Origin of the sequence: Roseomonas mucosa ATCC BAA-692, from assembly GCF_000622225.1 — a bacterium.
Lineage (GTDB): Bacteria > Pseudomonadota > Alphaproteobacteria > Acetobacterales > Acetobacteraceae > Roseomonas > Roseomonas mucosa.
Genome location: NZ_JHWD01000052.1, coordinates 1 through 6767, shown reverse-complemented (window position 1 = coordinate 6767; position 6767 = coordinate 1). Strand labels below are relative to the sequence as shown.

The 6767-nt window shown below is 59.9% G+C and carries 7 protein-coding genes and 3 pseudogenes; 3 read left to right on the top strand and 7 right to left on the bottom strand.

Annotated features, from left to right (window positions below; genetic code table 11):
* The 6 genes and pseudogenes from BT98_RS25240 to BT98_RS27435 form a co-directional block, all read right to left on the bottom strand.
* Positions 1 to 782 (bottom strand): PAS domain S-box protein (locus tag BT98_RS25240; RefSeq protein ID WP_037251723.1); only part of this gene is annotated, 782 nt, incomplete at its 3' end.
* Between the two features lie 118 nt (positions 783 to 900).
* Positions 901 to 1116 (bottom strand): annotated as a pseudogene (locus BT98_RS25235) (integrase core domain-containing protein); the annotation flags it as partial.
* Between the two features lie 16 nt (positions 1117 to 1132).
* The gene (locus BT98_RS26865) at positions 1133 to 1621 is read right to left on the bottom strand and encodes a transposase (RefSeq protein ID WP_202801240.1); all 489 of its coding nucleotides are present in this window, start codon (positions 1619 to 1621) and stop codon (positions 1133 to 1135) included.
* 71 nt (positions 1622 to 1692) lie between these two features.
* Positions 1693 to 2421 carry an IS21-like element helper ATPase IstB gene (gene istB / locus BT98_RS0119690; RefSeq protein ID WP_027297445.1) on the bottom strand — a complete coding sequence of 243 codons (729 nt, stop codon included), beginning with the start codon at positions 2419 to 2421 and terminating at the stop codon, positions 1693 to 1695.
* Positions 2354 to 3919, bottom strand: a pseudogene (istA, locus tag BT98_RS25230) (IS21 family transposase). The gene istB and the pseudogene istA overlap by 68 nt, the downstream one beginning before the upstream one ends.
* Before the next feature lie 668 nt (positions 3920 to 4587).
* On the bottom strand, positions 4588 to 4809 hold the full coding sequence (locus tag BT98_RS27435) for a hypothetical protein (RefSeq protein WP_126281782.1): 222 nt from the start codon (positions 4807 to 4809) through the stop codon (positions 4588 to 4590).
* A 413-nt stretch (positions 4810 to 5222) separates the two neighbouring features.
* Here BT98_RS27435 and BT98_RS27430 point away from each other — a divergent pair, with 413 nt between their 5' ends.
* Positions 5223 to 5561 carry a hypothetical protein gene (locus BT98_RS27430; RefSeq protein WP_126281781.1) on the top strand — a complete coding sequence of 113 codons (339 nt, stop codon included), beginning with the start codon at positions 5223 to 5225 and terminating at the stop codon, positions 5559 to 5561.
* Positions 5562 to 5658: 97 nt separating this feature from the next.
* Here the strand turns inward: BT98_RS27430 and BT98_RS26860 are convergent.
* Positions 5659 to 5826 (bottom strand): annotated as a pseudogene (locus BT98_RS26860) (IS5-like element ISGpr5 family transposase); the annotation flags it as partial.
* A gap of 76 nt (positions 5827 to 5902) precedes the next feature.
* Here BT98_RS26860 and BT98_RS0119675 point away from each other — a divergent pair.
* On the top strand, positions 5903 to 6247 hold the full coding sequence (locus tag BT98_RS0119675) for a hypothetical protein (protein WP_019463191.1): 345 nt from the start codon (positions 5903 to 5905) through the stop codon (positions 6245 to 6247).
* A 14-nt stretch (positions 6248 to 6261) separates the two neighbouring features.
* Entirely contained in the window at positions 6262 to 6699 is a 438-nt protein-coding gene (locus BT98_RS0119670) for a transposase (protein WP_237719427.1), read from the top strand.
* Positions 6700 to 6767 lie beyond the last annotated feature (68 nt).

Below are 6767 nucleotides of genomic sequence, written 5' to 3'. Positions count from 1 at the left end.
TCGTGCAGTAGCAAGGCGATCGAGGTCAACGCCTTTCCAACAAGCGGCGCATCGCATCCCCTGATGGCAATGCGCGGCCTGTCGTCCGCAACGTGAGGAGCAAGGATTGCCTGAAGCAATGCGACGAAGGTCGTGGCAGGCTCAGCGGCAGCGTTGTCATCGGGCATGGTCAATGCATGTGCCCGCGCCAGTGCCTGGAGTCGGGACCGGAAATCGGCTACGAACACTGCACTTTCTGCGGAAGCTTTGGCGCTGAGCGTGACGAGTCCGGCGGTCAGGGTGAAGAGATTCTTGATGCGGTGATGCATTTCCCGCAAGAGGAGGGCCTGCTGTGCCGAAGCGCGCTTCTGGTCGGTGATGTCGCGGGCGATCTTCGAGGCACCAAGAATCGATCCGTCTTCGGCTCTCACAGGGGAAATGGTGACGGAGATCTCGACCAACTCGCCATTCTTTCGAAGGCGCACCGTCTCGAAATGATCGACGCGCTCACCGTTGCGCAGTCGGCGAAGGATCTCATCCTCCTCGAAAAGCCGGTCATCGGGGATGATCATCCTGATGGGCTGGCCAATGGTTTCATGGGAGGTGTAGCCGAACAAGCGCTCCGCGCCGCGATTCCATGTCGTGATGATACCGTCGAGCGTTTTGCTGATGATGGCGTCGTCCGAATTTTCGACCACGGCAGCAAGCCAGGCGCTGGCTTCGAGGGCCTTTCGATGGCCCTGAACACCGCTCCCAGGGACGGTCTCGCGCTTGCCAAGTAGTTTCGATGTATCATCGATCATGTTGATCCTTTCGGGATCTTGCCATCGTCCTTCAGGTTCCAAGGCGCTCCACCGACCACACACGCAGCCTGTAATGAACTGAACCGCCCCGGGTTCGGCGGAGGCTGTTGTGGTTGGGTCACGCGGCCAAAGCTGGTGCCTTGCCCGCGGCATAGTAGCGCGCCTCGGCCTCGGCGGGAGGGATGTTCCCGATCGGCTCGGGGAGGCGGTGGTTGTTGAACCAGGCCACCCACTCGAGGGTGGCGTATTCGACGGCTTCAAGGCTCCGCCACGGGCCACGGCGGCGGATGACCTCCGTTTTGAACAGCCCGATCACCGTCTCGGCGAGCGCGTTGATGCTCCTATGTTGGTCAAGGGCCATTTGAGACTGCGGACTGAGCGGTTGGCGTGCGGAGACTATTGAAGATTTCCCGGGCGATGTACCGCTTCAGGCAGCGTCGGATCTCCCGAAGGGACTTGCCCTCGGCTGTTCGACGATGGACATAGGCTTTCGTTTCGGGATGGGAGCGCATCCGGACAACGGCCACGCGGTGCAGCGCAGCGTTGGCTCGTCGGTTGCCGCCCCTGTTGAGACGATGGCGGGTGGTCTTGCCGCTGGATGCCGGGATGGGACAAACGCCGCAGAGCTTGGCGAAGGCGGCCTCTGAGCGGATACGCTCGGGATTGTCGCCAAGGACGATAAGCATCTCCGCGATCGTGCCGACGGCGATGCCCGGCGCCGCCATTAAGGCCGATGCCTGGTGACGAACCAGCCTTTCGAGCGCATCGTCGAGTTCGCGGATCTCGGCGGCGAGGGTGAGCCAGCGCCGGGCCAGCATGCGCAGGCTGTCAATCAGCATCCAAAATTGACCCCTGATAAGCGTGCAAGATTGACCCCGGATCTGGGTTTCCGACGGGGGTTCTGGATGGGCTAGTTGCGGTTTCTGAACCGCCAGCTGGCGTTGCCGGTCTCGATGATGTCGCAGTGATGGGTGAGGCGGTCGAGCAGAGCCGTGGTCATCTTGGCGTCGTTGAACACGGTGGGCCATTCGGCGAACAGCAGGTTGGTGGTGACGAGGATGGAGGTCTGCTCGTAGAGGCGGCTGAACAGATGGAACAGCAGCTGGCCGCCGGACTGAGCGAAGGGCAGATAGCCGAGCTCGTCCAGTACCACGAGGTCCAGCCGTGTCAGCTGCTCGGCCAGGCGACCGGTCTTGCCGGCGCGCGCCTCGGCTTCGAGGCGGTTCACCAGGTCGATGACGGTGTAGAACCGGGCTCGGCGCCCCAGGCGGATGCAGCTGAGCGCGATGGCGACCGCCAGATGCGTCTTGCCCGTGCCGGTGCCGCCCACCAGCACGGCGTTTCGCTGGCTGTCGAGGAACGCGCCGGTGGCCATGTCGCGCACCAGTGCCTCGTTGATCGGGGTGTCCGTGAAGTCGAACTCGGCGATTTCCTTGATCAAGGGTAGCTTGGCGATGGTGACCTGGTAGCGGATCGAGCGCGCCTGTTTCTCAGCGATCTCGGCCTGCAGCAGGTTGCCGACGAGTTGCTGCACCGGATGCTGACGTTTGATGGCGGCGCTGAGCAACTCGTCATAGGCGGCTTTCATTCCGATGAGCTTGAGTTCGCTCATCAGCTCCAATACCTGATGTCGTTCCATGGCCTTGGCTCCTGAGTGTATCGTAGCGGCCGCAGTCGGCGATCGGCTCGTGCCGCAGCCGGAGTGCGTCAGGGGTGGGGATGCTCGGCGCCGCGACCTCGGGCCGCTGGCGCGACAGGGCGTTCAGCACCACGTCACTGCTGCACAGGCCTGCCCCCAGGGCCTCGCCGCAGGCCGCCTCCACGGCCGACAGCCCGTCCAACAGCACAGCCTGCAGGATCGCCACCATCTGCCGGTCGCCATCGGCGGTTCCGCGAAGCCGGCTCTGCACCCGGCCCAGGGCACCGGGCAGCACCCAGTCCTTGAACGGGGCGCCGTTGCGCAGCGCGCCGGGCTTGCGCGCCAGCACCGGTACGTAGTGCCAGGGGTCGTAGACGATCTGCTCGCGGCCAAAGCAGCGCGGGTGCTCGCCCACCACCTGCCCGTCCTGGCTGATGACGATCCTCTCGGCGTAGGCGTGCACCTCGACCGGCCGCCCCACGGCCTGGGACATGACCGAGTACTTGTTCTTGTCGTACATCACGAGACAGGTCTTGGAGACGGCGCAGGTGCGGGCATTGAACCCATCGAAGCTGCCGGCATAGGGGAGCAGGGCTGGCCGTTCCTGCTCGAACATCTCCCAGACCGGGAGGTCACGGCGCTCGGGATGCGGGTGATTGCGGGCGTGGTCCACGCACCTCTCGAGCAGCCATCCATTCATGTCATGAAAGCTCGGGAACTTCAGGCGTGGCTTGAAGAACCGCTACCGCACCAGCCCGACCTGGTTCTCGACCTGACCCTTCTCCCAGCCCGAGGCCGGTGTGCAGGCAGTCGGTTCTACCAGGTAGTGACTGCACATCTGCAAGAACCGGCGGTTGAACTGACGCTCCCGCCCAGCTCCCACGACATCCACCGCGGTACGCATGTTGTCGTAGATGCCGCGCTGGCAAGCACCCCGAAAAAACGCGAACGCCTTGTCGTGCGCGTCGAACACCATCTCCTGGCTCTCGCGCGGGTAGGCTCGCACGAACAGCATCCGGCTGTGACAAAGACGGACCTGTGCCACCCGCACCGCCATGGTGGCGCCGTGCACCACCACGACCTCCTGCGACCAGTCGAACTGGTAGGCCTCGCCAGGGGCAAAGCTCAGCGGAATATAGGCATCCGAGACAGCAGTCCCGCGCTGACGCTGCCGCGCCCGGGCGTAGCGGCGGACCGTGTCGTAGCCGCCGGTAAAGCCTCTCTCCTGCAGGTCCTCGAAGACCCGGATCAGGTCGAGCCGTTCGCGGCTGGGCAGGCGCTCATTGGCACTCAGCCGCCGCTCCAGCTCCTCCGTCCACGCCCCGAGCTTGGGCCGCGGCTGCACCTGCCGCTCGTAGGTGAACTTCGTCTCACCCGTGCGCAGCACACGCCGCACCGTGTTCCGCGCCAGGCCCATCTCGCGCGTGATCTGCTTGATCGATTTGCCATCAACAAAGTGAGCCCGCCGGATCCGGGCAATCATGTCCACGCTCAGCATCTCCCCCACCGCTCCTCTCCAGGAACGGCAGCATCTCAAATCCGGGGGGGTAGTTTTGGACGCCGATCACCCCTCCAACAGGGTTCCTATTCCATGCCGATCCACACGCCATGGTCACGCTGGCTCTGGCATGGGCTCATGCCTGCGCATCACGGAGCAAAGGCCGGACCAACATTGAAACGGCAGGTCATGGCTACCGGCGAAAGTCCTGGTTCCGCACTGGCTTCGACATACTCCGGCATTGGATCCTCACACAGCCAGGCGCCGCCCAAGACCTTTGGCAACATATCTGGGCTCAAGCCAAATACAGGTCGTTCAGAACCAGCGTCGTGTAGTGTGGCCGACTATACAGGTTCCGAGATCGTCGGAAATCCAGATCGGTCAGGATGAAGCCCAAGGAGGATGACACCTCCACGCTTTCCGTTGGTTCCATTGACACCGACCGTAGCCAAACTGGAAGAGCAATCCGAAAGCACAGGAAGTATCCCTGAGAATGCCCGGCTTCGCGAAAACCGATCGTGAGTTGACACAGATTGAGTGTCAAATCGTCCGGCTACGGCGTCAGAAATTTCGGACCAATCCAGAACGGCCGGAACACCGCGTTCTCACCGTACAGCCTGATTTCGATTTGAAGTCGGAAGCCCTTTGGGGATAGTTGCTCGAGCAAATTATTTAACCCGCTTTTTAGCATCCTCCAATCGATGGTCGATGTAATAAGCATGCACGGTAGCGTACATCAGGTTAACCCGTTTAACAAAATTTGGTTTGCGCCTAATAGAAAGTTTTAACTTGGCTACGTGCTGCGCAATCCGCCAATCCCGCTCTCGCCATATTGCCAAACTTTCGCGAGCTTCTTCCTCTGTCAAAGGGTCAAATTCATCATCCATCATGGCACTTCACTGATATTGATCGCGTCAGTTTATTTCTTTGGCTCCTGTTTGCAACAAAAAACAACTAATTTTAATGCTTTCAACCATGAATAGATTTAAAGAAAGATTTTCTACTGGATAGCAATCTACTAAGATCATTATTTGGGAATTTAGCAGATTTCAGATAAGTTGGCGTCATTGTGATAAAAATTGATCATATTAATCGTTTTAAAATTTCTTTGATGTTTACAGGGTCTAGCATGTGAAATAGACTACGGATGCAGTTTTTTTGATATGATGCAATGCGGCGCTACGTAACTCTTTAGCGCGGAACTAGAACATTCTAACCTATACTATAAATTATATGTGAGAGGAGAAATATAGTTTCAGCATGCGGTAAATCTACTACATACATTAAGCGAAAGGACACACAGATGATAAATGACCAAACTGTTGCGATCCCGGTGTTAGTCGCACACTTAATTCGATCGTTATTTTATATATTTCAAGGTTTGATGATTGCCCTGGTTATCGCAGTGCTAAATTTAGCTTTGCTATCCAGCATGATTGAAGGGTCGAGCAACTCGAACTCAGGATCTTTCCTGGTGGCCATTATTGCAACAGTTGCAGTTTCTGGCTGCTTCCTGTATTGGAATCAAGATTCGTCCGTACGGCGTGCGCAAACCCTAGGTTTAAGGCCTTCAATCTGGCGTCAGGTCGGTTTCTTTGTTGGGCTTCTCGGGCTTGCAGCTATCATGATCATTATTAAATGAGTATAAACTTGCTGATTTGAAATAAGAAAACGCTATATCTATAGGTGTTTTCAGTCGGATTGAAGCACTTATACGGAGTCGGCCTTGAATAACCTGTTCAGGCTGCTTGGGCTGTAACTGGATGACGGTCCGGTTGGGCGATTGCGTCGATGAGGCTAGCGAGGATGGCGGCCAAGAGAGCCCTGAGGTGGGCGAGGATCTTGCGGATGTTGTGACCGCAGCCGCAGAGCACAGCGAAGAGGGCGCCGCCGAGGGTGCCCTTTAGAGCGCCTAATGCTCTGTTGAAACCTTCTGATTGAGGGCAGCGCTGGGAGGGTCGAGTTCTGGATGCGAGGTTCTCGATGCGCAGCATGACGAAGTCGGCGGTACGGGTGGCACGCGAGGCCTTGGCCGCTGGGCGCCGAACCTTCCCGGCCTACGGCAGCCGGACCTCGCGGCACGACTTCACCCAGGCCCAGCTCTTCGCCTTGCTAACGCTGCGCCAGTTCCTGCGGACTGACTACCGGGGCCTCGTTACCCTGGTGGCCGAATGGGGGGAGCTCCGAAAGGCTCTCGGGCTGCGGAAGGTGCCGCACTATTCCACCCTGGCCTACGCAGCGCGCCGCCTTCTGCCGGAGGCAGAAAAAGGGGGGTCTTCCACCACGCCCAGGTGGTCATCCTCGGGCGGGCCCGGGCTGCCGGCCTGATCGACGCCTCTCCGTTGGCGGCGGTCGACGCCACGGGGCTGGAAACGCGCCATGTCAGCGAGCACTTCGGCAAGCGTCGCGGCGAGGGCAAAGGCTTGGGTCATCGACAGCGTGCCTGGCCCAAGCTGACCGCGGTGCTCCACATCCACTCGCACCTGATCGTTGGCGCCGTGACAGGCATCGGCCCGAGCCAGGACTCGCCGGACTTCGCCCCCGCCATGCGACAGGCCGCGAGCATCATGACCTTTGGCACGGTGCTGGCCGATGCCGGCTACGATGCCGAGCACAACCACCGCCTCTGCCGCGAGGAACTCGGCATCAGCCGGAGCGTCATCGCCCTGAACCGCCGCAACACCGGCCGGCGCTGGCCGAAGACGCCCCACAGGCGAGCCCTCCGGCAACGCTTTCCTCGCGTGCTCTACCACCAGCGCTGGCACATCGAGATGGCCTGATCGCAAATGACAAATTCTGCCTGAGCCGCTTTGGGCGGCTCAGGTTGAGCTGGTGGCGAATGCCGCTG

Excerpts from the sequence above, each read along its gene's own strand:
- BT98_RS26865 (WP_202801240.1), bottom strand. The coding sequence starts at position 1,621 with ATGCTGATTGACAGCCTGCGCATGCTGGCCCGGCGCTGGCTCACCCTC.
- istB (WP_027297445.1), bottom strand. The coding sequence starts at position 2,421 with ATGGAACGACATCAGGTATTGGAGCTGATGAGCGAACTCAAGCTCATC.
- BT98_RS27435 (WP_126281782.1), bottom strand. The coding sequence starts at position 4,809 with ATGATGGATGATGAATTTGACCCTTTGACAGAGGAAGAAGCTCGCGAA.
- BT98_RS27430 (WP_126281781.1), top strand. The coding sequence starts at position 5,223 with ATGATAAATGACCAAACTGTTGCGATCCCGGTGTTAGTCGCACACTTA.
- BT98_RS0119675 (WP_019463191.1), top strand. The coding sequence starts at position 5,903 with ATGCGCAGCATGACGAAGTCGGCGGTACGGGTGGCACGCGAGGCCTTG.